19 protein-coding genes are annotated in these 24662 nt (G+C 60.0%); 10 read left to right on the top strand and 9 right to left on the bottom strand.

The window, feature by feature from the left end; genetic code table 11:
* Positions 1-7 precede the first annotated feature (7 nt).
* The 4 genes from gatB to ACEN8E_RS03520 all read left to right on the top strand — a co-directional run bounded on the left by gatB (position 8) and on the right by ACEN8E_RS03520 (position 3459).
* Entirely contained in the window at positions 8-1453 is a 1446-nt protein-coding gene (gene gatB / locus ACEN8E_RS03535; protein WP_495591452.1) for an Asp-tRNA(Asn)/Glu-tRNA(Gln) amidotransferase subunit GatB, read from the top strand.
* A gap of 142 nt (positions 1454-1595) precedes the next feature.
* Positions 1596-1970: a septal ring lytic transglycosylase RlpA family protein gene (locus ACEN8E_RS03530; RefSeq protein ID WP_495591451.1), complete on the top strand. Its 375-nt coding sequence runs from the start codon at positions 1596-1598 to the stop codon at positions 1968-1970.
* Between the two features lie 50 nt (positions 1971-2020).
* Entirely contained in the window at positions 2021-3082 is a 1062-nt protein-coding gene (locus ACEN8E_RS03525) for a calcium/sodium antiporter (protein ID WP_495591450.1), read from the top strand.
* On the top strand, positions 3079-3459 hold the full coding sequence (locus ACEN8E_RS03520; RefSeq protein WP_008018733.1) for a carboxymuconolactone decarboxylase family protein: 381 nt from the start codon (positions 3079-3081) through the stop codon (positions 3457-3459). The genes ACEN8E_RS03525 and ACEN8E_RS03520 overlap by 4 nt, the downstream gene beginning before the upstream one ends.
* A gap of 126 nt (positions 3460-3585) precedes the next feature.
* On the opposite strand, the gene ACEN8E_RS03515 is transcribed toward ACEN8E_RS03520, so the two are convergent.
* From ACEN8E_RS03515 to ACEN8E_RS03475, 9 genes are all read right to left on the bottom strand, one after another.
* Positions 3586-4527: an AEC family transporter gene (locus tag ACEN8E_RS03515; RefSeq protein ID WP_495591449.1), complete on the bottom strand. Its 942-nt coding sequence runs from the start codon at positions 4525-4527 to the stop codon at positions 3586-3588.
* Positions 4528-4696: 169 nt separating this feature from the next.
* Positions 4697-6250, bottom strand: a complete 1554-nt coding sequence (garD, locus tag ACEN8E_RS03510) for a galactarate dehydratase (RefSeq protein WP_495591448.1) — start codon at positions 6248-6250, stop codon at positions 4697-4699.
* 11 nt (positions 6251-6261) lie between these two features.
* Positions 6262-7635, bottom strand: coding sequence for an MFS transporter (locus tag ACEN8E_RS03505; RefSeq protein WP_495591447.1), 1374 nt, complete (start codon positions 7633-7635; stop codon positions 6262-6264).
* Positions 7636-7830: 195 nt separating this feature from the next.
* The gene (locus ACEN8E_RS03500) at positions 7831-9270 is read right to left on the bottom strand and encodes an aldehyde dehydrogenase family protein (protein ID WP_495591446.1); all 1440 of its coding nucleotides are present in this window, start codon (positions 9268-9270) and stop codon (positions 7831-7833) included.
* Positions 9271-9329: 59 nt separating this feature from the next.
* The gene (kdgD, locus tag ACEN8E_RS03495; RefSeq protein WP_115986718.1) at positions 9330-10241 is read right to left on the bottom strand and encodes a 5-dehydro-4-deoxyglucarate dehydratase; all 912 of its coding nucleotides are present in this window, start codon (positions 10239-10241) and stop codon (positions 9330-9332) included.
* Positions 10242-10683: 442 nt separating this feature from the next.
* Positions 10684-11433, bottom strand: a complete 750-nt coding sequence (locus tag ACEN8E_RS03490; protein WP_008018739.1) for a FadR/GntR family transcriptional regulator — start codon at positions 11431-11433, stop codon at positions 10684-10686.
* Between the two features lie 179 nt (positions 11434-11612).
* Positions 11613-13340 carry an ABC transporter ATP-binding protein/permease gene (locus tag ACEN8E_RS03485; protein WP_495591445.1) on the bottom strand — a complete coding sequence of 576 codons (1728 nt, stop codon included), beginning with the start codon at positions 13338-13340 and terminating at the stop codon, positions 11613-11615.
* A 97-nt stretch (positions 13341-13437) separates the two neighbouring features.
* On the bottom strand, positions 13438-13998 hold the full coding sequence (locus ACEN8E_RS03480; RefSeq protein WP_495591444.1) for a response regulator transcription factor: 561 nt from the start codon (positions 13996-13998) through the stop codon (positions 13438-13440).
* Positions 13991-15253 carry an ATP-binding protein gene (locus ACEN8E_RS03475; RefSeq protein ID WP_495591443.1) on the bottom strand — a complete coding sequence of 421 codons (1263 nt, stop codon included), beginning with the start codon at positions 15251-15253 and terminating at the stop codon, positions 13991-13993. Before ACEN8E_RS03475 ends, ACEN8E_RS03480 begins: the two co-directional genes overlap by 8 nt.
* Before the next feature lie 318 nt (positions 15254-15571).
* On the opposite strand from ACEN8E_RS03475, the gene ACEN8E_RS03470 reads away from it, so the two are divergent.
* The 6 genes from ACEN8E_RS03470 to ACEN8E_RS03445 all read left to right on the top strand — a co-directional run bounded on the left by ACEN8E_RS03470 (position 15572) and on the right by ACEN8E_RS03445 (position 24657).
* Positions 15572-16288 (top strand): SIMPL domain-containing protein, encoded by a 717-nt coding sequence (locus ACEN8E_RS03470; protein WP_495591442.1) that lies wholly within the window; start codon positions 15572-15574, stop codon positions 16286-16288.
* A 473-nt stretch (positions 16289-16761) separates the two neighbouring features.
* Entirely contained in the window at positions 16762-18387 is a 1626-nt protein-coding gene (locus ACEN8E_RS03465; RefSeq protein ID WP_495591441.1) for an ABC transporter substrate-binding protein, read from the top strand.
* Positions 18388-18690: 303 nt separating this feature from the next.
* Positions 18691-20292 carry an ABC transporter substrate-binding protein gene (locus ACEN8E_RS03460; RefSeq protein ID WP_495591440.1) on the top strand — a complete coding sequence of 534 codons (1602 nt, stop codon included), beginning with the start codon at positions 18691-18693 and terminating at the stop codon, positions 20290-20292.
* A 173-nt stretch (positions 20293-20465) separates the two neighbouring features.
* Complete coding sequence (locus ACEN8E_RS03455) at positions 20466-21899, top strand: OprD family porin (RefSeq protein ID WP_495591439.1); 1434 nt, start codon at positions 20466-20468, stop codon at positions 21897-21899.
* 78 nt (positions 21900-21977) lie between these two features.
* A complete protein-coding gene (locus ACEN8E_RS03450; RefSeq protein ID WP_495591438.1) occupies positions 21978-23573 on the top strand; it encodes an ABC transporter substrate-binding protein in 1596 nt (531 codons plus the stop codon).
* A gap of 73 nt (positions 23574-23646) precedes the next feature.
* Complete coding sequence (locus ACEN8E_RS03445; protein WP_495591437.1) at positions 23647-24657, top strand: ABC transporter permease subunit; 1011 nt, start codon at positions 23647-23649, stop codon at positions 24655-24657.
* Positions 24658-24662 lie beyond the last annotated feature (5 nt).

The following is a 24662-nucleotide window of genomic DNA, read 5'->3' as shown; positions in this document are numbered from 1 at the left end:
GACACACATGCAATGGGAAGTCGTGATCGGGCTGGAGATTCACACCCAGCTCACCACCCGGTCGAAAATCTTTTCCGGTAGTTCCACCACCTTCGGTTCCGAACCGAACACCCAGGCCAGCCTCGTAGACCTGGGCATGCCCGGCGTGCTGCCGGTGCTGAATCAGGAAGCGGTGCGCATGGCGGTGATGTTCGGTCTGGCGATTGACGCCGAGATCGGTCAGCACAACGTGTTCGCCCGTAAAAACTACTTTTACCCGGACCTGCCCAAGGGCTACCAGATCAGCCAGATGGAATTGCCGATCGTCGGCAAGGGTCACCTGGACATCGCTCTGGAAGACGGCACGGTCAAACGCGTCGGCATCACCCGCGCGCACCTGGAAGAAGACGCCGGCAAGAGCCTGCACGAAGAGTTCAGCGGCGCCAGCGGCATCGACCTGAACCGTGCCGGCACGCCGTTGCTGGAAATCGTTTCCGAACCGGACATGCGCAGCGCCAAGGAAGCCGTGGCCTACGTCAAGGCGATCCACGCGCTGGTGCGCTACCTGGGCATCTGTGACGGCAACATGGCCGAAGGCTCGCTGCGTTGCGACTGCAACGTGTCGATCCGTCCAAAGGGCCAGGTCGAATTCGGCACCCGCTGCGAGATCAAGAACGTCAACTCGTTCCGTTTCATCGAGAAGGCGATCAACAGCGAAATCCAGCGTCAGATCGAATTGATCGAAGACGGTGGCAAAGTGATCCAGCAGACCCGTCTGTACGATCCGAACAAGGACGAGACCCGTCCGATGCGCAGCAAAGAGGAAGCCAACGACTACCGTTACTTCCCCGATCCGGACCTGCTGCCGGTGGTCATCGAGAACTCGTTCCTCGACGACGTGCGCGCCACCCTGCCGGAACTGCCACCGCAGAAACGCGAGCGTTTCCAGGCGCAGTTCGGCCTGTCGGCGTACGACGCCAACGTGCTGGCCACCAGCCGTGAGCAAGCCGACTACTTCGAGCAAGTCGCGAGCATCAGCGGCGATGCCAAGCTGGCGGCGAACTGGGTGATGGTCGAGTTGGGCAGCCTGCTCAACAAGCAAGGCCTGGACATCGAACAGTCGCCGGTTTCCGCGGAGCTCCTGGGCGGCATGCTGCTGCGCATCAAGGACAACACCATCTCCGGCAAAATCGCCAAGGTAGTGTTCGAAGCGATGGCCAACGGCGAAGGCAGCGCGGACGAGATCATCGACAAGCGCGGTCTCAAGCAAGTGACCGACACCGGCGCCATCTCGGCGGTGCTCGACGAAATGCTCGCGGCCAACGCCGAGCAGGTCGAACAATACCGCGCGGCAGACGAAGCCAAGCGCGGCAAGATGTTCGGCTTCTTCGTCGGTCAGGCCATGAAAGCCTCCAAAGGCAAGGCCAACCCGCAACAAGTGAACGAATTGCTCAAAAGCAAGCTCGAAGGTTGATAGAAATGGAGCCAGATGTCAGTCCTGGCTCAAAACCTTGTAGGAGCGAGCTTGCTCGCGATGGAACATCAGCCGGCATCGAACTGGCTGACACACCATCGCGAGCAAGCCTGCGCCTACAGTTATTTCGGGAAACCTTCGAATGATACGTCTGCTCGGCGCCTGCGCCCTCCTCTCGCTCCTGGCCGGTTGCGCCAGCACCGACACCGTCGATCCGCATGGCTACGATAAAACCGGCGTGGCTTCGTACTACGGTGCCAAACACCAAGGCAAACGCACTGCCAATGGCGAGCGTTTCGACAAGAATTCCATGACCGCCGCCCATCGCCAGCTACCCTTCGGTACGCGGGTGAAGGTGACCAATCTCAATAACGACAAAACCTGCGTGGTGCGCATCAATGATCGTGGGCCGCACACCCGCGGCCGGCTGATCGACCTGTCCCACGAAGCCGCCGCACGCCTGGGCATGCTCAAAAGCGGCACGGCCCGGGTGCGGGTCCAGGCCCTCGACGACTGACCGATGGAGCCCCGACCATTTTCGGATTAGCCGATTTACCCCTGATCAGCGTGATCGAATTGCTCAGCGGATTGTTCCTGCTGATCGTCGGCGCCGAATTGATGGTGCGCGCCGCTGTACGCATCGCCGCGCGGTTGCACATACGCCCACTGATCATCGGCCTGACCATCGTCGCCCTCGGCAGCAGCGCACCGCAAATGGCGGTCAGCCTGCAAGCGACCCTGACGCACAACGCCGACATTGCCGTCGGCAGCGTGATCGGCAGCAGCATTTTCAACATCCTCGTCACCCTCGGCTTGTCTGCGCTGATCATCCCGCTACGGGTATCACGGCAACTGGTACGCCTGGATATTCCGCTGATGATCGGCGCCAGCCTGTTGGTGTTCGTACTCGCCTGGAATGAAGAACTGACCCGTGCCGACGGCGTGATGTTGCTGACGGCACTGGCGATCTACCTGGGCTTGTTGCTGCGCCAGTCACGGCATTCGGCGCGGCCGGTATCGAGCCATGACCACCACGGCGAGGCGCCATGGCTGAGCAGCCTGCTGATGATTGTGGTCGGGCTGGCGATGCTGGTGTACGCCGGGCACTTGCTGTTGGGGGCAGCCGTCGCTGTCGCCACCGATCTCGGGTTGTCGGAGCGGATCATCGGCCTGACCATCGTCGCCGTCAGCACATCACTGCCTGAGCTCGCCACTTCGTTGATCGCCGCGATGCGTGGCGAGCGTGATATTGCCGTGGGCAACGTGATTGGCAGCAACCTGTTCAACCTGTTGGGCGTGCTCGGCTTTACCGCGCTGGTGGCGCCCTCGCCGCTTTCGGTATCGCCCAATGCCCTGGATTTCGACCTGCCGGTGATGCTCGGCGTCGCGGCGCTGTGCCTGCCGGTGTTCTACTCCGGCTACCGGGTGACCCGTGCCGAAGGCTTGCTGTTTCTGGGCTTGTACCTGGCGTATGGGCTGCACGTTGTGTCGTTCACCACGGGAATGCCACTGGCCGGCAAGCTCGAACACTTGATGCTGTTTTTCGTCCTGCCGGCGCTGGTGGCGTTTTTGCTGTTCACGTCGCTGCGCGCCTGGCGTCGCCAACACCATAAGAGGGAAGCCCCATGACCGAGAATAAAAAGCCCGGCGTTGAAGTCCGCCGCCAAGTGATGGGCGACGCCTTCGTCGACCGCGCACTGGGCAACGCCACCGAGTTCACCCAGCCGTTGCAGGATTTCGTCAACGAACACGCCTGGGGCGGTGTATGGAATCGCGACGGCCTGCCGCTGAAAACCCGCAGCCTGATTACCCTCGCCGCATTGACCGCGCTGAAGTGCCCGCAGGAGTTGAAGGGTCATGTACGCGGTGCACTGAACAACGGCTGCACCGTGGAAGAGATTCGCGAAGCGCTGCTGCATTGCGCGGTGTATGCCGGCGTGCCGGCGGCGATCGATGCGTTTCGCGCGGCGCAGGAAGTGATCGACAGTTACCAGAAGCCTGAGTAACCCCCGGAGTTTTCGGCGTCAGCGAGACTGCCTTCGCGAGCAGGCTCGCTCCCACAATTGGAATGCATTCACTTGTGGGAGCGAGCCTGCTCGCGAATGGACCTGAAGTACACGGCGTAAGGCAGGCTAGATCCACCCACCCCACTGCAAAAAGAAAATCCCGACGTTGGTAGTGACCGCCGCCATCAGCGTGGTAATCACAATGATCGCCGCCGCCAGCTCGTGATTGCCGTCCGCCGCCCGGGCCATGACGAAACTGGCAGCGGCGGTCGGGCTGCCAAAATACAGAAACAGAATCCCCAGCTCCGCACCACGAAAGCCCCACAGCCATGCGCCCAGCGTTGCCAGCACCGGCAGGCCGATCATCTTCATCAGGCTTGAACTCAGCGCCATGTTGCCGCTTTTGCGCAGTGCCGCCAGCGACAGCGTGCCACCGATGCAGATCAACGCCAGCGGCAAGGTGGTTTGCGCCAGATACTGGCCGGAGGTCTCGAGCCATCCCGGCAAGCCGATCTTGAAAAAGGCGAACGGTGCAGCCGCTATCACGCTGATGATCAGCGGATTGCTGAACACGCTTTTGCAGATGCTCCACGGATCGGACTTGATCACCGGGCTGTACACCGCCAGCACGATGGTCGACAGCGTGTTGTAGAACAGGATCACCAGCGCCGCGAGGATCGCCCCGAGGGAAATCCCGTAGTCGCCGTACATGCTTGCCGCCAGCGCCAGACCGATGACCCCGTTGTTACCGCGAAAGGCACCCTGGGTGTAGATCCCCCGATCTTCCCGCGGACACTTCCAGATCGCCCAACCCCAGGCGATGGCGAAACACATCAGCGTTGCCACGGAGAAGTAGATCAACAATGCCGGCTGCAACGCCGCGTGCAGGTCGGCATGCAGGATGCCCAGAAACAGCAGCGCCGGCATGGTGACGTTGAACACCAGTGCCGAGGCGGTGTGGATGAAGTTGTCGTTGATCCAGTCGATGCGCTTGAGCAGCACCCCCAGAAACAGCATGGCAAACACCGGCGCGGTGATGTTCAGGGTTTCGAGGAAAATTGCCAGCATGCCGGGAGGACCTTGGGGTTTGCGTCGTTAGGGGGCTAATGATAAGCCACTGGACACATTGGCGCCTGCCAGATCGCCTTCGCGAGCAGGCTCGCTCCCACATTTGATCTCCAGTGTTCATGAGACCCCTTGTGGGAGCGAGCCTGCTCGCGAAGCTGGCGACGCGGTCTCAGGTAATCGGCGCCGGATTGAACAGGGTGATGTCGTTATGCAACTTGTGCTTCTCCGCCCACGTCTGCTGTTTGCCGCTGGCCACATCCAGGTAGTAGTGGAACAACTCCCAGCCGAGCTCCTCGATGGATGCACGCCCGGTGGCAATGCGTCCGGCATCGATGTCGATCAGGTCCGGCCAGCGCTGCGCCAGTTCGGTCCGGGTCGATACCTTCACCACCGGCACCATGGCCAGCCCGTAAGGCGTGCCGCGACCGGTAGTGAATACATGCAGGTTCATCCCCGCCGCCAACTGCAGTGTCCCGCAGACAAAATCGCTGGCCGGGGTCGCACAGAAGATCAGGCCTTTGCGCTTGAAACGCTCGCCAGGGCCAAGCACGCCATTGATCGCGCTGCTGCCGGACTTGACGATCGAGCCCAATGACTTCTCGACAATGTTCGACAGCCCGCCCTTCTTGTTGCCCGGCGTGGTGTTGGCGCTGCGATCCGCTTCGCCCTTGGCCAGGTAACGGTCGTACCAGTCCATTTCCCGCACCAGTTCCTGGGCGACGCCCTGGTTTTCCGCGCGGGAAGTCAGCAGATAAATGGCATCGCGCACTTCGGTGACCTCGGAAAACATCACCGTCGCACCGGCCCGCAGCAACAGGTCCGAGGCATAGCCGAGTGCCGGGTTGGCGGTGATGCCGGAGAACGCATCACTACCGCCGCACTGCATGCCGAGGATCAGCTCGGACGCCGGCACGGTTTCCCGGCGGCGTTGATCAAGCTTCTTCAGACGGACTTCAGCCAGTTCCATGATCTGCTCGATCATCTCGGTGAAGCCGTGGCTGGAGTCCTGCAAGCGGTACAACCACGGCTCGCTGAGATCCACCGAGCTGTCGTTGTCGTGCATCACCTGCCCGGCCTGCAATTTCTCGCAGCCCAGGCTGATCACCAGGGCTTCGCCGCCCAGGTTCGGGTTGCGCGCCAGGTTGCGCACCGTGCGGATCGGGATATAGGCGTCGGTGGCGGTGATGGCCACGCCGCAGCCATAGCTGTGGGTCAGCGCCACCACGTCATCGACGTGCGGGTACTTGGGCAACAACTCGGCCTTGATGCGCTTGACCGCATGATCGAGCACGCCGGTCACGCATTGCACGGTGGTGGTGATGCCAAGAATGTTACGCGTGCCGACGGTGCCGTCGGCGTTGCGATAACCCTCGAAGGTGAAGCCTTCCAGCGGTGCTTGCGCAGCCGGCACTTCGGTGGACAGCGGCAGGCTGTCCAGCGGCGGCGCGGTCGGCATGCGCAGTTGATCTTCCTTGACCCAACTGCCGCGGGGAATCGGCTGCAAGGCATAGCCAATGACCTGGCCGTAACGAATCACCTGGCCACCTTCAGGAATATCTTCCAGGGTGACCTTGTGGCTCTGTGGCACGAAATCCACGGTGACCAGGCCGTCCGCAAACTCGGTACCGGCCGGTACGCCTTGATCGTTGACCACGATCACTACGTTGTCCCGCTCGTGCAGGCGGATGTAGCGCGGCGAGTCGGAATGTTCAATCAACTGCATGACGCCGCTCCTCAGGAATGCGCTTGAGACAATTTACCAGGGGCTTGAGAACCGTTCGCCGGTGGCTCTTTGAGCACCACACGCTTGATCGGGCCCACGATGACCAGATAGCTGAACACCGCGACCAGAGCGTTGCAACCGACGAATACCAGCGCCCACTTGAACGAACCGGTGGAGCTGATGATGTAGCCGATGACGATCGGCGTGGTGATGGAGGCTATGTTGCCGAACATGTTGAACAGGCCGCCACTCAGACCGGCGATCTGCTTGGGCGAGGTATCGGACACCACGGCCCAACCCAGCGCGCCCACGCCTTTACCGAAGAACGCCAGGGCCATGAAACCCACGACCATCCATTCGATGTCCACATAGTTACAGGCCACGATGCTGCTGGAAACCAGCAGGCCGGCAATGATCGGCGCCTTGCGGGCGAAGGTCAGGGAGTGCCCCTTGCGCAGCAGGTAGTCGGAAATCACCCCGCCCAGCACGCCACCGATGAAGCCGCAGATCGCTGGCAGCGAGGCGATGAAACCGGCCTTGAGAATGGTCATGCCGCGCTCCTGCACCAGGTACACCGGGAACCAGGTCAGGAAGAAATAGGTGATGGCATTGATGCAGTACTGGCTCAGGTACACGCCAAGCATCATGCGATTGGTCAGTAACTGACGCACGTAGTCCCATTTCGGACCTTCGCTGCGCTTGGCCGACCCTTTGGCCTTGTCCTGATCCATGTCGACCATGCCGCCGTTGTCGGCGATGTGCTTGAACTCGGCATCGTTGATCATCGGGTGTTGGCGCGGACTGTGGATAACTTTCAGCCAGACCAGCGAGAACACAATGCCGATCGCGCCCATCACAATGAACACGTGCTGCCAGCCGAACGTGAAGACGATCCAGCCCATCAGCGGCGCGAACAGCACGGTGGCGAAGTACTGCGCGGAGTTGAAGATTGCCGAGGCCGTGCCGCGTTCAGCGGTCGGGAACCAGGCTGCCACGATACGGGCATTGCCGGGGAAGGATGGCGCTTCGGCAAGGCCCACCAGGAAGCGCAGCATGAACAGCGCAACGATGGCCGTGGACATGCCGAACTCGCCGACATAACCCTGCAGCACGGTAAATAGCGACCAGGTGAAGATGCTCAGTGCGTAGACTTTTTTCGAACCAAAGCGGTCGAGCAGCCAGCCGCCGGGGATTTGCCCGGCCACATAGGCCCAACCGAATGCGGAAAAGATGTAGCCGAGGGTAACGGCGTCAATGCCCAGGTCTTTCTGCAGGCTGGAGCCGGCGATTGCGATGGTAGCGCGGTCGGCGTAGTTGATCGTGGTCACCAGAAACAGCATGAGCAGGATCAGATAGCGGACGTGAGTCGGCTTGGTCGATTGCATGTAGATGTACTCCCACTGATTATTTTTATGCGCGGGTGAATCTTTGTTTCCCCTGTAGGAGCGAGCCCTGCTCGCGATGGTGGTCAACGATGACGCGGGGCATCAGGCTGAACTTCGCGACCTCGAGACCATCGCGAGCAGGGCTCGCTCCTACAGGGGGGCGCGGTATCGTTGCCAATACCGCGGTGTTTCTTGTTACGAGCCGATGTAGCTGGTCTTCACGACCGTGTAGAACTCTTGCGCATAGCGACCTTGCTCACGTGATCCATAGGATGAACCTTTACGCCCACCGAACGGAACGTGGTAATCCACACCGGCGGTCGGCAGGTTGACCATTACCATCCCGGCCTGGGAGTGGCGTTTGAAGTGGTTGGCGTACTTCAACGAGGTGGTGGCAATGCCCGCCGACAGGCCGAACTCGGTGTCGTTGGCCATGGCCAGCGCAGCCTCGTAATCGGCCACGCGCACCACGTTGGCCACCGGGCCGAAGATCTCCTCACGGCTGATGCGCATCGCAGCTGTGCTGTCGGCAAACAGGGTCGGCGCAAGGAAGTAGCCTTCGGTATCGCAGGTCACCAGGCCACCGCCACTGACCAGGCGTGCACCTTCGGACTGGCCGATATCGATGTACTTCATGTCCTGTTCAAGCTGAGCTTGCGAGACCACCGGACCGATGTCGGTGCCAGCCTTCAAGGCATGGCCGACCTTGATCGACTTCATACGCTCGGCCATGGCCTCGACGAATTTGTCGTGGATGCCGGCGGTGACGATGAAGCGGCTCGATGCGGTGCAGCGCTGGCCAGTGGAATAGAACGCACTCTGCACCGACAACTCGACCGCTTGCTTGAGGTCGGCGTCGTCGAGAATGATCTGCGGGTTCTTGCCGCCCATTTCCAGCTGGACCTTGGCCTGGCGCGATACGCAGTTGACCGCGATCTGGCGACCCACGCCCACGGAACCGGTGAAGCTGATGCCATCGACTTCCGGGCTGTTGACCAGTGCATCGCCGACTACGCGACCGCTGCCCATCACCAGATTGAACACACCGGCCGGGAAGCCGGCGCGGGAGATGATTTCGGCCAGGGCCCAGGCGCAACCCGGTACCAGGTCGGCAGGCTTGAGCACGACGCAGTTGCCGTAGGCCAGGGCCGGGGCGATTTTCCATGCCGGGATGGCAATCGGAAAGTTCCACGGGGTGATCAGACCGACCACGCCCAAGGCTTCGCGAGTGACTTCAACGTTGACGCCCGGACGCACCGACGGCAGATAGTCGCCGGACAGACGCAGGCACTCGCCGGCGAAGAATTTGAAGATGTTGCCGGCGCGGGTCACTTCACCGATGGCTTCCGGCAGGGTCTTGCCCTCTTCCCTGGCCAGCAGAGTGCCGAGCTCTTCGCGACGGGCGAGGATCTCGGTACCGACTTTATCCAGGGAATCGTGACGGGCCTGAATGCCCGAAACCGACCACGCCGGAAATGCGCCACGGGCGGCGCCGATGGCGGCGTGGACCTGCGCCAGGTCAGCCTTGGCGTAATCGCCGATGGCGTCGCTCAGTTCGGACGGGTTGATGTTGACCGAGTAATCGGTACCGGCGACCCATTCACCGTTGATGTAGTTGTCGTAGCGCTTTGTCACGAGTCGTTCTCCTCACGCAAAAAGCCGCTGATCGCTCAGCGGCCCCGGTTTGATCGTTGTTATTGCGCACCCTGCTTGTCGATCAGCGCGGCGAGCATTTCGTACTCTTCGCCGGTCAGATCGGTCAGCGGCGCACGCACGGGACCTGCGTCGTAGCCGGCAATTCTTGCCCCGGCCTTGACGATGCTCACGGCATAACCGGCCTTGCGGTTACGGATGTCCAGGTACGGCAGGAAGAAGTCGTCGATAATCTTGCCAACGGTGGCGTGATCTTCACGAGCGATGGCGTGGTAGAAGTCCATCGCGGTTTTCGGGATGAAGTTGAACACCGCCGAGGAGTAGACCGGTACGCCCAGGGCCTTGTAGGCCGCGGCGTAGACTTCGGCGGTCGGCAAGCCACCCAGGTAGCTGAAGCGATCACCGAGGCGGCGACGGATCGACACCATCAACTCGATATCACCCAGGCCATCCTTGTAGCCGATCAGGTTCGGGCAGCGCTCGGCCAGACGTTCCAGCAGCGGCGCAGTCAGGCGGCAGACGTTACGGTTGTAGACCACCACGCCGATGTTGACCGATTTGCACACCGCTTCAACGTGGGCGGCAACGCCGTCCTGGCTGGCTTCGGTCAGGTAGTGCGGCAGCAGCAGCAAGCCTTTGGCGCCGAGACGCTCGGCCTCCTGTGCGTATTCGATAGCCTGGCGGGTCGAGCCGCCCACGCCGGCCAGAATCGGCACGCTGGTTGCGCAAGTATCGACGGCAGTCTTGATGATTTCCGAATATTCGCTGGCCGCCAGAGAGAAGAATTCACCGGTGCCGCCCGCGGCGAACAGCGCCGAGGCGCCGTATGGGGCCAGCCATTCGAGACGCTTGATGTAACCCGCGCGATTGAAGTCGCCCTGAGCATTGAAATCGGTGACCGGGAAAGACAGCAGACCGGCAGAGAGGATGGACTTCAGTTCTTGTGGATTCATTATTCGAACACCCTGGATAGCGACGTTGTGTGAGAAAACCGTTCAGCCTGCGCTGAAGTTGTAGGTCATCGTACAACTTAAAATACAACCGTCAACTGCATTTCATCGCTGCGGGGGGAAATTGTTCGACAAGAATACGTTGAGCCTTTGTTTTAGAGGACTTGCGCGCAGGGAACAGGGGGAATAACACCTCGATAAACGGTGCTCAGGAGATACGTTGTCGGAAGATCACAGGAGTGGGGGCCGTTTTCAGGGCAGGAATAAGGTTTGTGATATGGCGGCGGCCCCTTCGTCGGAACGCCGCCCGGAGCAGGCTCGCTCCCACACGGGATCGGGAGCGAACCCTGGGCCCGGGAATATCCACAATCACACAATCAACGGTGGGAGCGAGCCTGCTCGCGAAGGCGGAAGATCAGACGATGAATCGCTTGAAGCAGAAAGCCTAACCGCGCTGCGCCTCAGCCTCTTCATGGGCATGACGCAACCGTTCGCGGCTATTGGTCAGGTGCAGGCGCATCGCCGCACGGGCCGCATCGGAATCCTGACGGGCAATGGCGTCGTAGATTTCCTCGTGCTCACGGCTCAGGCGACTCATGTAGTGCTGCTGGTCGTCATGGGCCAGGCGCGCGGAATTCAGCCGTGTGCGCGGAATGATGCTGGTACCCAGGTGGGTCATGATGTCGGTGAAGTAGCGATTGCCGGTGGACAGCGCGATTTCGAGGTGGAAGGCGAAGTCCGACGCCACGGCATCACTGGCGTGGGCGGCGCTTTCATTCAACGCATCGAGGGCGGCGCGCATGTTGGCCAGTTGTTCCGGACTGCGACGTTGCGCCGCCAGCCCGGCCGACTCCACTTCGAGACTGATGCGCAGTTCCAGGATCGCCAGCACGTCGCGCAAGGTCACCACGGTGGCCGGGTCGATACGAAAGCCGCTCGGGCTCGGCGTGTCGAGCACGAAGGTGCCGATACCGTGGCGGGTTTCCACCTGGCCGGCCGCCTGTAAACGGGATATTGCTTCGCGTACCACCGTGCGACTGACACCATGGGCATCCATGATGGCCGACTCGGTGGGCAGCTTGTCGCCACGCTTGAGATGACCATCGCGGATCTGCTCGGACAGCACCGTCACCAGTTCCTGAGCGAGGCTGCGGCGCTTGCGTGGGAGGCGTGGTGCGTCGTTCGGGTTTTCCATGGTGAACATCTGTCTCGAAAAGTTCGGCGGCTGTAACGCGCATCATAGCGCAACGCGGTTGTACGATCACCTCGCCCCTTGCTCGCGATGGAGTTTGAAGATAACGCGTGTTTGCTGGATCAACGCGGCGTTTTCAAGTCCATCGCGAGCGGGCTCGCTCCTACAAGGTGTGGTGGTGTTCAGGCGGTTACGGACTGGTCCACCAGATGGCCATTGTCGATACGAATGTGCCGCGGATGGAAGCGCTTCAGACTGCTGCGATGGCCGACGCTGACAATGCTCAGCCCCGGCAATTCATCGATCAGCGCCTGATACAGCGTGGCCTCGTCTTCTTCGTCCATCGCCGAGGTCGCTTCGTCCATATACAGCCATTGCGGTGCATAAAGCAGCGCACGGGCAAAGGCCAGGCGCTGCTGCTCACCCGGCGACAACATGCGTTGCCAGTGGTTGGCTTCGTCGAGACGGGCAATCAGGTGCGGCAGGCGACAGGTTTCCAGCACATGCACGTAGCGCTCCTTCGGATAGGTATCGCCAGGCTGTGGATAACTGAGGGCATCACGCAGGGTGCCAATCGGCAAATACGGTTTTTGCGGCAGGAACAGGTAACGCGCCGATGGCAGGCGAATACTGCCGTGGCCGGTCGGCCACAAATGCCCCATCGCCCGCAGCAAAGTCGACTTGCCGCTGCCGGAACGACCGCTGAGCATCACACGATCACCCTCTTCCACGGTCATGTCGGCGTTGCTCAGCAGGTGGCGACCTTCAGCCAGGTCGAGGCCGAGGTTGTGCACCTTCAGAACGGAGCCCGAATTCTGTACGTCGATGGCCGGCGCACGCTCTTCGTTGTCGCTCATGGCCTGGTGGAAGCTCAGCAGACGATCACAGGTCGCGCGCCAGGAGGCGAGGTTCTGATACGCACTGATAAACCAGCTGAAGCTTTCCTGCACATTGCCGAACGCCGAGCTGATCTGCATCAGTTCGCCGAGCTCGATCTTGCCGGCAAGGTAGCGCGGCGAGGCAACGATGAACGGGAAGATGATGGCAGCCTGGCTGTAACCGGCGGTGAAGAACGTCAGTCGTTTGGACACCTTCATGATGTCCCAGAAATTATGCCAGACCATCCCGAAGCGATTGCTCAACCGGCGATTTTCGTTGGGTTCGCCGTTGTACAACGCAATGCTTTCGGCATTCTCGCGAATTCGCACCATGGAAAAACGCAGGTCAGCTTCGAAGCGTTGTTGTTGGTTGTTCAGACCGATCAGGCGACGACCGATCAAATGGGTCAGCCAACTACCGACCACAGCGTAAACCAGCACGCACCAGAACATGTAGCCGGGAATGGTGATGCCAAATACTTCAATGCTGCCCGACACGCCCCACAGAATGATCGAGAACGACACCAGGCTGACGATATTGCGCAGCAAGCCGATACCCAGTTCAAGAGTGTTGGAGGTGAAGTTGTTGAGGTCTTCGGAAATCCGCTGGTCCGGGTTATCGGTGTAACCGCCCTGCTCCAGCTGGTAGTAGTTTTTCTCACCCAGCCAGCGGGTGAAATGCTTTTCGGTGAGCCATGCCCGCCAGCGGATCGTCAGCATCTGCGTCAGGTAGAGCCGATACACCGCGCCGACGATCGCCACCGCCGCAATCGCGCAGAAATACAGGATCAGTTGCCAGAACGCTGCCTCGTCCTTCTTTTGCAGGGCATTGTAGAAATCCTTGTACCAGGTGTTGAACCACACCGAGATGCCCACGCTGATCAACGACAGCGCAATCACCGCGATCAGCAGTGTCCAGGCCTTGACCTTCTCTTCACTGCGCCAGTAAGGCGTGATCATCGACCACACTTTGCGAAAAAACTGCCCGCGCACGGCGTCGTTGACCGCGGAATACTCAGCGTTCTGATTCATGGATAAGGCTCGATAAAGAAAAGAACACGCACGAACCGATCATAGATGATCGGTTCGGTTTGTCGCGAGAGACGGCCCGCATTCGTTCAGCACCGGTTCAGCGGCGAACGGGACGCTTCTGCAGTTTGCGCTGCAGGGTGCGGCGGTGCATGCCCAGGGCGCGGGCCGTGGCGGAGATATTGCCTTCGTGCTCGGTCAGCACGCGCTGGATGTGCTCCCACTGCAGGCGGTCCACCGACATCGGGTTTTCCGGCACCAGGCTGTCGAGGTCGGCGTGTTCGGACAACAGCGCCGCCAGCACGTCGTCGGCATCCGCCGGTTTGCACAGGTAGTTGCAGGCACCGCGCTTGATCGCCTCGACGGCAGTGGCAATGCTCGAATAGCCGGTGAGGATCACCACGCGCATTTCCGGGTCCATTTCCAGCAACCTGGGCAGCAGCACCAGGCCTGAATCGCCGTCCATCTTCAGGTCCAGGGCGGCGTAATCCGGCAGATCGGCCTTGGCCAGTTCCAGGCCTTCTTCGGCGGAACCGGCAGTGCTGACGCGAAAACCGCGGCGGGCCATGGCGCGAGCCATGACGCGGGTGAATGTGGCGTCGTCATCGACCAGCAACAAATGCGGCAGTTCTTCGCCTTCGACTTGGATCTCGTCACTCATGTTCGTCTCCTCGGGCGACACGGGGCAGGCGCAGCTCAGTGAGCGTACCGCCTTCCTCATGACTGTAGAGTTTCACTGAGCCGCCGGCGCGTGTCACGCTGGCCTTGCTCAAAAACAGGCCCAGGCCGAAGCCTTTGCCCTTGGTGGTAAAAAACGGTTTGCCGATTTGCTCGGCGATGGCCAGCGGCACGCCGGCACCATGGTCACGAATGCTGATGGTGAGGTTTTCCCAATCCCAGTCCAGCGTCACTTGCAGTCCTTCGGGACAGGCATCGGCAGCGTTGTTCAACAGATTCAGCAACGCCTGGGTCAAGTCCGGCGGCGGGGCCATGCGCGGTACTGCGCCCTGGCCGAGGCGCTGGAAGCGATAACTGGCTTCCGGGCGCATCAGGTGCCAGCGATTGAGGGCTTCATCCAGCCAATCGGTGACGTCCTGCATCTCCACCGCCAATCGGCGATTGGCCTCCGCGGCGCGCACCAGATGTTGCAAGGTTTCTTTGCACAGCTTGACCTGATCCTGCAATACGCTCAGGTCGTCCTGCAACATCGGATCATGGTGGTCCTGACGCATTTCCTTGAGCAGCACACTCATGGTCGCCAGCGGCGTGCCCAGCTCATGGGCCGCACCGGCGGCCTGGGTGGCGACGGCCAACAATTGCTGGTCGCGCAGGCCTTCTTCGCGACGAATGGCGCGCAGTTCTTCCTGACGACGCAGCTCTTCGGCCATGCGCGCAGCGAAGAACGTGATCACGGCGGCGGCGAGGGCGAAGCTCAACCACATCCCGTATACCTGCAGGTTTTCCCGAGCGATCGGGAAGGTTTGCAGCGGGTAGAACTGTGCCAGCAACAGCGTGTACATCGTCAGCGCGATACCCGACAGGATCACCGAATAACGCCACGGCAACGTCACTGCGGCAATGGTCAGCGGCACCAGGTAATAAGAAACGAAGGGGTTGGTCGAGCCACCGGAGAAATACAGCAACGCGCTGTGGATAAACAGGTCGCAGGCCAGTTGCACGGCGTATTCGAGCTCGGTCACCGGCCACGAGGTGCGCAGGCGGATTGCCGTGAACACACACAAAAGCATCGAGCAACCGAGGGTCGCGGCCAGTTGGAACCAGGGCAGCGGCAGCAATTCGAACCAGTAGGCCAGGCCCACTGAACCGGCCTGGGCGGCCAGCACCAACGTGCGGATGAACGTCAGGCGCCAGAGGTTCTGGCGAGTGGCGGAAGTAATTTGAACGGGGGCGAGCATGAGCTCTCCTGATGAGCGCTCCAGGCGGATCGCTGGGAGTATAACCAAGCGCGGGGGCCGACAGGCAAAACTGCGGCAAACGGCCACATGGCTGCGGGTTCTGCAGCGACTGTATCGCCGCCTTCGCGAGCAGGTTCGCTCCCACCTTTGGAATGCGCGCTCCTGTAGGAGCGAGCCTGCTCGCGATTGGCCGCGAAGCGGCCACCTCGTGCCATCTGTATAGAAGTTGTAACTGTGCGAACCAGAGCATAAAAGCTAGAGTCTGATGGTTTCACGCAGGCCCGGAACACACCCCTGCGCACCATTCAAGGAGCCTTCATGCACACATTCCGCCGCAGCGCCGCCCTCCTCGCCCTGAGCGTTGGCACCGTCGCCAGCCTCCCGGCCCTGGCCGCCGACGAGCTTCATTACAACCAGATTTCCCTGCGCGCCGAAGTCAGTCAGGAAGTAGCCCGCGACCTGATGATCGTGACGCTCTACACCGAAGAACAGAACAGCGACCCGGCCAAACTCGCCGCCGACGTCAGCACCACCATGAACAAGGCGCTGGCACAGGCCAAGCAAGTCAAGGACGTCACACTGCGCCAGGGCAGTCGCAACAGTTATCCGATCTACGACACCAAGGGCCAGAAAATCACTGGCTGGCGCGAGCGCGCCGAATTGCGCCTGGAAAGCCCGGACTTCGCCGCGCTGTCGAAGCTGACCGGCGAACTGCTCACCGACCTGAAAATGGGCGGCATGGACTTCGCCATCGCCACCCCGACCCGCAAGGCCAGCGAAGACGCCCTGCTCAAGGACGCCGTAAGTGCCTTCAAGGCTCGCGCCCAGCTCGCGACTGATGCTCTGGGCGGCAAGGGCTACAAGATCGTCAACCTGAACCTCAACAGCAACGGTTATCCACAGCCTTACCTGCGCGCGCCGATGATGATGAAAGCCGCCGCCATGGACGCCGCACCGGTGACGCCGGATGTCGAAGCCGGCACCAGCCAGGTCAGCATGACCGCCGATGGCTCGATTGAAGTGCTGATGCCTTGAATCGATAGCCCGTAATCAAAAAAAACGGCGATCACTCACATGATCGCCGTTTTTTTTGGGCAGTTTTCAGGCATGAGCTATAACTGGATAGTCCACTGAGAAAAGCTGGCAGTTGCACCAGGTGCAACTGAGATTAATTAGCCACTATCGGTGCAACAATAACCACTCTTATTCACGCCATACCCACCGCACAAAACGGGGTATAAATAAGTAACACCCCGCCCTGATCGGGAGCATCCAGCGTTTAAGACGCACCCTGAAAGTGCGTCGTTTGCACCGTAAAAAAGCTGCGCAAACGGTCAAATGCGTCAGGAGTTATACAAATGCGACATTAAGGTACGTTCGTGCCACCGTTTAAGGCTTGTAGTCACTCTGGATCTTGCATTGGGTATGGCCCCTGCATAAGTATCCGCAGGCACGACTCACGAGGTCGTCCTCTAATTCCAAAAATGACAACAAATCATGAGGCCACCATGCTTAAACACGCGGTCATTCCGTTTTTAGTTGGCGCAAGCTTGTTAGCCAGCGCACCGTTCGCCCAAGCAGCGACTAACCTGGTGTTCTGCTCCGAAGGGAGCCCGGCCGGTTTCGATCCAGGTCAATACACCACCGGAACCGACTTCGACGCCTCTGCAGAAACCATGTTCAACCGCCTCACCCAGTTCGAGCGCGGTGGCACTGCCGTTGTTCCTGGTCTGGCGACCAAGTGGGACATCTCCGATGACGGCCTGACCTACACCTTCCACCTGCGTGAAGGCGTCAAGTTCCACACTACTCCGTACTTCAAGCCGACTCGTGAGTTCAACGCCGACGACGTGCTGTTCACCTTCAATCGCATGATCAACAAGGATGACCCGTTCCGTAAGGCGTACCCGACCGAATTCCCGTACTTCACCGACATGGGGATGGACACCAACATCACCAAGATCGATAAAGTCGACGACCACACGGTCAAGTTCACCCTCAAGGAAGTTGACGCCGCGTTCATCCAGAACATGGCCATGAGTTTCGCTTCGGTACAGTCTGCCGAGTACGCTGCCCAGTTGCTCAAGGAAGGCAAAGCCTCCGACATCAACCAGAAGCCGGTCGGCACTGGTCCGTTCGTGTTCAAGAGCTATCAGAAAGACTCCAACATCCGCTACACCGGGAACAAGGACTACTGGAAGCCTGACGACGTGAAGATCGACAACCTGATCTTCGCCATCACCACCGACCCGTCGGTACGTATCCAGAAGCTGAAGAAGAACGAGTGCCAGATCACTCTGTTCCCGCGTCCGGCCGACCTGAAGGCGCTCAAGGAAGACAAAACCCTGAAAGTGCCTGATCAGGCTGGTTTCAACCTGGGTTACATCGCCTACAACGTGATGGACAAGATCAAGGGTGACGACAAGCCGAACCCGATGGCCCAGCTGAAAGTGCGTCAGGCACTGGACATGGCCGTCAACAAGCAACAGATCATCGACTCGGTTTACCAGGGCGCCGGCCAACTGGCCGTCAACGCCATGCCGCCGACCCAGTGGTCCTACGACACCACTATCAAGGATGCACCGTACAACCCTGAGAAAGCCAAAGAGCTGCTCAAGGAAGCTGGTGTGAAGGAAGGTACCGAAATCGTTCTGTGGGCGATGCCGGTACAGCGTCCGTACAACCCGAACGCCAAGCTGATGGCAGAAATGCTGCAGTCCGACTGGGCGAAGATCGGTATCAAGGCCAAAATCCAGAGCTACGAATGGGGCGAGTACATCAAGCGCTCCAAAGGCGGCGAGAACGGCGCGATGCTGATTGGCTGGAGCGGCGACAACGGTGACCCGGACAACTGGCTGAACGTGCTGTTCGGCTGCGACTCCCTGCAAGGCAACAACTTCTCCAAGTGGTGCGACAAGAAGTTCGACGGCATCGTGAAAGAAGCCAAGCGCACGACCGATCAGGCCAAGCGCACCGAACTGTACAAGCAGGCGCAACACGTCCTCAAAGATGCTGTTCCGATGACACCTATCGCTCACTCGACGGTGTTCCAACCCATGCGTGCCGAAGTGCAGGACTTCAAGATCAGCCCATTTGGCTTGAACTCCTTCTACGGCGTCAGCGTCAGCAAATAAGGTTTTGCAACGGCGACGTTTCTGACGTCGCCGTTGCTTTATCTACCGAGAAAGCAGGAATTCGCCTACATCCAAATCCGCAGCTGACTACAGCGTCGGGTGAGGACGCGTCGCCATTTCCTACGAGTCTTTAGGACTCTACGCATTTACTGCCGGACCCGTGGCTCATACCGTCGGGATCCGACCAGTGCATGCGTGGGTCATCGGTTACTGCTGCGTGCATGGCTTGAAATCAGTGATGCCTCCACGTCTGCGGACGGGACGGCGGCTCATTGACAACACTTTGAGAGAAAGGGGAGCGTTATGCGCCATACCTTGGTTTTATCCGCATTGCTGGGCACCGGCCTGTTGGCCGCCACTTCCATCAGCCAGGCTGCCAACAACAGCCTGGTATTCTGCTCCGAAGGCAGCCCCGCCGGTTTCGATACGGCGCAGTACACCACTGCGACCGACAACGATGCCGCCGAGCCGCTGTACAACCGGTTGGCAGAGTTTGAGAAAGGCGCGACCAACGTCGTACCGGGCCTGGCCACGAGCTGGGATATTTCCGAGGACGGCCTCAAGTACACCTTCCACCTGCGCGAAGGGGTGAAGTTTCATACCACCAAATACTTCACGCCGACCCGTGATTTCAATGCCGATGACGTGCTGTTCACGTTCAATCGCATGCTCGACCCGCAACAACCTTTCCGTAAGGCTTATCCGACAGAGTTTCCATACTTCAACGGCATGAGCCTGAACAAGAATATCGCCAAGGTCGAAAAGACCGGGCCGCTGACCGTGGTCATGACGCTCAACAGCGTGGACGCCGCGTTCATCCAGAACATCGCCATGAGTTTTGCCGCCATCCTTTCGGCCGAATACGCCGACAAGCTGCTGGCGCAAGGCAAACCGAGCGACATCAACCAGAAACCGATCGGCACCGGGCCGTTCGTGTTCAAGAGCTACCAGAAAGACTCGAACATCCGTTACACCGGCAACAAGCAGTACTGGGATCCGAGCCGGGTCAAGCTCGACAACCTGATTTTCGCCATCAACACCGACGCCTCGGTGCGTGTGCAGAAACTCAAGGCCAATGAATGCCAGATCACCCTGCACCCGCGCCCTGCCGATGTGACCGCGCTGAAGAACGACCCGGCCCTGCAACTGATCGAGAAGCCTGGTTTCAATCTCGGCTACATCGCCTACAACGTGCGCCACAAACCGTTCGACCAACTCGAAGTGCGTCAGGCGCTGGACATGGCGGTGAACAAGCAAGGCATTCTCAATGCCGTTTACCAAGGCGCGGGACAACTGGCGGTCAACGCCATGCCGCCGACCCAATGGTCCTACGACGACACCATCAAGGACGCCGCCTACAACCCGGAAAAAGCCAGGGAATTGCTCAAGGCTGCCGGCGTCAAGGAAGGCACTGAAATCACCCTCTGGGCCATGCCGGTCCAGCGTCCTTACAATCCCAACGCCAAGTTGATGGCCGAGATGCTCCAGGCTGACTGGGCGAAGATCGGCCTCAAGGTCAAGATCGTCAGCTATGAGTGGGGCGAGTACATCAAGCGCACCAAGAATGGCGAGCACGACATCAGCCTGATCGGCTGGACCGGTGACAATGGTGATCCGGACAACTGGCTGGGCACGCTCTACAGCTGCGACGCCATTGGCGGCAACAACTACTCGATGTGGTGTGATCCGGCTTACGACAAGCTGGTCAAGCAGGCCAAGGTCGTCACCGACCGTGACCTGCGCACCCTGCTCTACAAACAGGCGCAGCAGTTGCTCAAACAGCAAGTACCGATCACGCCAGTCGCCCACTCAACGGTCAACCAGCCGCTGAGCGCCAAAATCGAAGGGTTCAAGGTGAGCCCGTTCGGCCGCAATGTGTTCTCGGGTGTCAGCATAGAAAAATAACCGATTAGCCAGAAATGCCAGGGGGCGGATTTTCCGCCCTCACGCAGACGCTTTGCCGTTTTTCGCCAACCCGGCCGACAGCAAACGTTTGCGAAGCCGTGAATGAGTTCTAAACCAATAGCCGGATCACAAAAATAGACCGGCATAAAAAAAGAAAGTAAGGAGCTTTACCCATGAAACTGAGCAGCACCGCGTTATTGGCCCTGGCCATCAGCAGCGTAACCGCCACGGCTTACGCAGAAACCCAAAGCCAGGCTTTCACTCCGGTTACCGTGAACGAAAAAAGCGCCCAGAGCGAAGCCACCGGCTTTGTCGAAGGCCAGTCGATCACCGGCACCACGCGTAACTGGTACGCCAACGAGCAACTGCAACGCGGCGCCAAGTTCGCCTACAAGAAGGACGGCGTTTCGACCCCGACCGATCGCCGGATCAACTGGGTCCAGGGCACCATCCTCAAGTACAACTCGGGCTTCACCGAAGGCACTGTCGGTTTCAGCACTGAAGTGGCGGCCTATAACGCTGTCGCCCTGGATCGCGACCGCAAGGACCTGGCATCCAACAACGGTGGCGCACCGGGCACTCGCCCAGGCGCGGGTAACAACCGTACCCTGACCAAGGAAGGCGGCGACGCTCAAGGCCAGTGGAGCAAACTGGGCCTGGCCAACGTCAAGGCCCGTGTCTCCAACACCACCCTGACTGCCGGCCGCATGAACTTCAGCAGCCCGATGGTCGACGTGATCGGCAACCGTGCATTGCCTTCGAGCTTCGAAGGCGTGGCCATCCACAGCGAAGAGCTGAACAACCTGGCCTTCGACCTCGCCACCTTCGACCGCAACTCACCGCGTACCGAAGAAAGCCAGCGCAAATTCCGCACCGAATACGCCAACGGCATCGTTGAAACCGACCACGTCTACACCGGCGGTATCACCTACAACCCGCTCGCCAGCCTGACCACCAGCCTCTGGGCGACCCAGGCTGAAGACATCTGGAACCAGTACTACTTCGGCGCCTCCCACGTTCTGGGCGATAGCCAGGTACTGAGCCTGACCACCGGCCTGAACTACTACAAAACCAAGGAAACCGGTAAGGCCCTGATCGGCGCCATCGACAACGACACCTATTCCCTGTCGTTTGGCCTGACCCACCAGGCTCACAGCCTGACCTTCTCGTACCAGGAAGTGAACGGTAACGAGTACTTCGACTACCTGCACGAAACCAACGGCATCTACCTGGCCAACTCCCTGCTGTCGGACTTCAACGGCCCGAACGAAAAATCGTTCCAGGTTGCCTACGGTCTGAACATGGCTGAATACGGCGTACCGGGCCTGAAGTTCAACATCTACCAGGCTCGCGGCTGGGGCATCGACGGTACTCACTACACCGGCAACGGTGGCGTGGCAGGCAAGGGTTACGACGGCATCCAGGCCCAGGATGGCGAAACCCATTATGAATACGGCATCGGCGCGACCTACGCCGTGCAGAGCGGCCCGCTCAAGGCCACCACGATCCGCGGCACCTACACCGCTCACCGTGCCAGCGAAAACCAGGCTGACGGCAGCATCAACGAGTTCCGTCTCGTGACCACGGTTCCGTTCAACATCCTGTAATACCGCTGCCGAACGGTGGGTTCAGCGATGAATCGACCGTTCGGCTTTTGTCCTTTAACTGATTGCAGAGGGTTCTTGATGAAAATGCTTCCCCTACGTGCAGCCATCGCGGCTGCTTTGCTCAGTGTCGCTGTCGGCGTCTCGGCCAAACCCCTGGTGGTTTGCACCGAAAACAGCCCCGAAGGCTTCGACATGGTCCAGTACACGACTGCAGTCACCGCCGACGCCGTGGCCGAAACCATCTTCAATCGCCTGGCGGACTTCAAGCCCGGTACCACCGATGTGATTCCGGCACTGGCCGAATCCTGGGACATCAGCGAGGACGGTCTGACGTACACGTTCCACCTGCGTAAAGGCGTCAAGTTCCACACCACCGACTACTTCAAGCCGACCCGCGACATGAATGCCGACGACGTGGTCTGGAGCTTCCAGCGTCAGCTGGACCCGAATCACCCGTGGCACAAGCTGTCGAGCGTGGGCTTCCCGTACTTTGAAAGCATGGGCTTCAAGGAACTGCTGAAAAACGTCGAGAAAGTCGACGACAACACGGTCAAATTCACCCTGACCCGCCGCGAAGCGCCGTTCCTGGCCGACATCGCCATGGCATTTTCTTCGATCTATTCCGCCGAATACGCCGACCAGTTGCTCAAGGCTGGCAAGACCGGCGATCTGAACAACAAGCCGGTCGGCACTGGTCCGTTCGTCTTCCAGCGCTACAACAAGGATGCCCAGGTTCGTTTCAAGGCCAACCCGGACTACTTCCGTGGCAAGGCACCGGCTGACTCATTGATCTTCGCCATCGCCACCGACAACAACGTGCGCCTGCAGAAGCTCAAGGCCAACGAATGCCAGGTCGCGCTGTATCCGAAACCTGACGACATCCCGAGCATCAGGAAAGACACCAAGCTCAAAGTCGACGAGCTGAACGCGATGACCGTTGCGTACATCGCCATCAACACCACGCACAAGTACCTGAGCGACGTGCGTGTGCGTAAAGCCATCGACATCGCCTTCGACAAGGAAGCGGCCGTCAACGCGCTATTCGGCAAAGGCAATGCGACCGCGGCGATCAACCCGTTCCCGGACACTCTGCTGGGCTACAACCACGCCCTGAAGAACCCGACCCGCGACCTGGACAAGGCTCGCGCCCTGCTCAAGGAAGCCGGCGTACCGGAAGGCACGGTATTCACCCTGTTCACCCGTAACGGCGGTGGCGCCACCAACCCGAACCCGATGCTCGGCGCGCAGATGATGCAGGCCGACCTGGCCAAGATCGGGATCAAGATCGACATTCGCGTGATGGAATGGGGCGAAATGCTCAAACGCGCGAAAAACGGCGAGCACGACATGGTTTCCGCCGGATGGGCGGGCGATAACGGCGACCCGGATAACTTCCTTACGCCTATGCTCAGTTGCGAAGCGGCCAAGAACGGCGAAAACTACGCACGCTGGTGCAATGACAAATTCCAGGCCCTGATCGACCAGGCCCGGGAAAAAACCGACCCGGCCGAACGTGCAGCACTGTACGAACAGGCACAGGTTATTTTCAACCAGGACCAGCCATGGATCAGCCTGGCACACACTAGAATGTTTACTGCAATGCGCAACAACGTAGAGGGCTACCACATTAGCCCCCTCACCACGAATAACTTCGCCACCACCCAGGTGAAGTAGATAAGAAAACTCCCGGCATGCCTGACCCAGGCATGCCGGGCACGCCTAACCGGCTGATGAGGTACACCTTACGATGTTTAGTTTTATTGCCCGCCGACTGGGGTTACTGATCCCCACGTTTTTCGGCATCACCTTGCTGACATTCGCGCTGATTCGCATGATCCCTGGCGACCCCGTGGAAGTCATGATGGGCGAACGCAGAGTCGACCCGCAAATGCACGCTCAGGCAATGGAACGCCTAGGTCTGAACAAACCCCTGTATGCCCAGTACCTGGATTACATCGGTAAACTGGCCCACGGCGATCTCGGTGAATCCCTGCGAACCCGTGAAAGCGTCTGGAGCGAGTTCAGCTCTCTATTCCCCGCGACCCTGGAACTGGCCACGGCCGCCATGTTGTTCGCCGGCATCCTGGGCCTGCTGGCCGGGGTGATCGCGGCACTCAAGCGAGGGTCCCTGTTCGACCATGGGGTCATGGGGGTCTCCCTCGCGGGATACTCGATGCCGATCTTCTGGTGGGGCCTGATCCTGATCATGTTCTTCTCGGTGAGCCTGGGCTGGACCCCGGTGTCCGGGCGGATCGACCTGCTCTACGACATCGAGCCGCGCACCGGCTTCATGCTGATCGACACGCTGCTGGCCGATGACGTCAGCGCGTTCCTCGATGCCCTGCACCACCTGATCCTGCCGGCCATCGTGCTCGGCACCATCCCGCTGGCGGTGATCGCGCGGATGACCCGCTCGTCGATGCTCGAAGTGTTGCGCGAAGACTACATTCGCACCGCCAAAGCCAAGGGCCTGTCGCCGTCGCGCGTGGTGTTCGTGCACGGCCTGCGCAACGCGCTGATTCCGGTACTGACGGTGGTCGGCCTGCAAGTCGGCACCCTGCTCGCCGGTGCGGTCCTGACCGAAACCATCTTCTCCTGGCCCGGCATCGGCAAATGGCTGATCGAAGCCATTGGCGCCCGGGACTATCCCGTCGTGCAAAACGGCATCCTGTTAATCGCCTGCCTGGTGATTGTGGTCAACTTCGTCGTGGACATCCTCTACGGCTTTGCCAACCCACGCATCCGTCATCAGCGCTGAGATCA

It is taken from the genome of Pseudomonas sp. Pseusp9 (genome assembly GCF_059491265.1).
Note: the sequence above shows the minus strand (reverse complement) of the source record. Positions and strands in the feature narration are given on the sequence as shown.